This window comes from Mycobacterium sp. THU-M104, assembly GCF_049197365.1.
In the GTDB taxonomy this organism is placed as follows: Bacteria; Actinomycetota; Actinomycetes; order Mycobacteriales; family Mycobacteriaceae; genus Mycobacterium.
In genome coordinates, this window is the sequence record NZ_JBMIOP010000100.1 from 1 (window position 1) to 1,343 (window position 1,343).

Genomic DNA, 1,343 nt, shown 5'->3' on the forward strand with positions numbered 1-1,343 from the left:
GCCGGTGTCCCGGTGCTTTACACCCCGGGCCGCAACGCCGACGCGGTCGCCGAGATGACCGTGGCCCTGCTGCTGGCCGTCACTCGTCACCTGCTGCCCGCGGACACCGATGTCCGCGGGCAGCAGGTGACGAGTGACGGCAGCATCCCGTATCAGCGGTTCCGCGGCGCCGAGATCGCCGGACGCACCGCCGGGCTGGTGGGCCTGGGCGCGGTCGGCCGGGCGGTGCGCTGGCGGCTGTGCGGGCTGGGCCTGCGGGTGATCGCCCACGACCCCTACACCGAGGAAGCCGAACACGGTCTCGACGCGCTGCTGGCCGAGTCCGACGTGGTGTCCCTGCACGCGCCGGTCACCGATGAGACCGCCGGGATGATCGGCGCGGCGCAGTTCTCGGCCATGCGCGACGCCGTGGTGTTCCTCAACACCGCCCGCGCGCAACTGCACGACACCGACGCACTGGTGGCGGCGCTGCGCGACGGCAAGGTGGCCGGAGCCGGATTGGACCACTTCGCCGGCGAATGGCTGCCGACGGATCACCCGCTGGCGGGCATGCCCAACGTCGTGTTGACCCCGCACATCGGGGGCGCCACCTGGGACACCGAGGCGCGGCAGGCGCAGATGGTGGCCGACGATCCGGAAGCGTTGTCGTCCGGCGGCACGCCCGCTCATATCGTCAACCCGGAGGTGCTGCGCCCGTGAGGTTTGTCGACAATCCCGAAAGCGCGGTCCTGGACGCCGCCAGAGACATGCTGCGGCGCGGTCTGGTCGAGGGGATCGCCGGCAACATCTCCGCCCGGCGCGCCGACGGCAACATCGTCATCACGCCGTCGTCGGTGGACTATCGCGACATGCGACTCGACGACATCGTGCTCGTCGGCCCGGACGGCGCCGTGCTGCAGGCCGCCCAGGACCGGTTCCCGTCGTCGGAGCTGGCGCTGCACCTGTCCTGCTACCGGGCGTTCGACGACATCGGCAGCGTCATCCACAGCCATCCGGTGTGGGCCACGATGTTCGCCGTCGCGCGCCAGCCGATTCCGGCCTGCATCGACGAGTTCGCCGTGTGCTGCGGCGGCGACGTCCGGTGCGCCGAGTATGCAGCCTCGGGCACGCCCGACGTCGGCCTCAACGCCGTCAGCGCGCTCGACGGGCGGGCGGCCGCTCTGATCGCCAATCACGGCCTGGTGGCCGTGGGCCCGCGGCCCGAGAAGGCTCTGCACGTCACCGCCCTGGTGGAACGTACGGCACAGATCGCTTGGGGTGCAAGGGCTTTAGGCGTTCCGGTGGCGATCCCCGAGGACGTGAACGGCAAATTCGCCGCCGTCTACGGCTACCTGCGCACCAAC

At 71.2% G+C, this 1,343-nt stretch carries 2 protein-coding genes; both read left to right on the plus strand.

Annotated features, from left to right (window positions below; all coding sequences use genetic code 11):
- Positions 1–699 (plus strand): NAD(P)-dependent oxidoreductase (locus ACOJVU_RS09285; protein WP_421529506.1); only part of this gene is annotated, 699 nt, incomplete at its 5' end.
- The coding region (locus tag ACOJVU_RS09290; RefSeq protein ID WP_421529507.1) for an L-fuculose-phosphate aldolase at positions 696–1,343 on the plus strand (648 nt) is incomplete at its 3' end. The genes ACOJVU_RS09285 and ACOJVU_RS09290, both read left to right, overlap by 4 nt.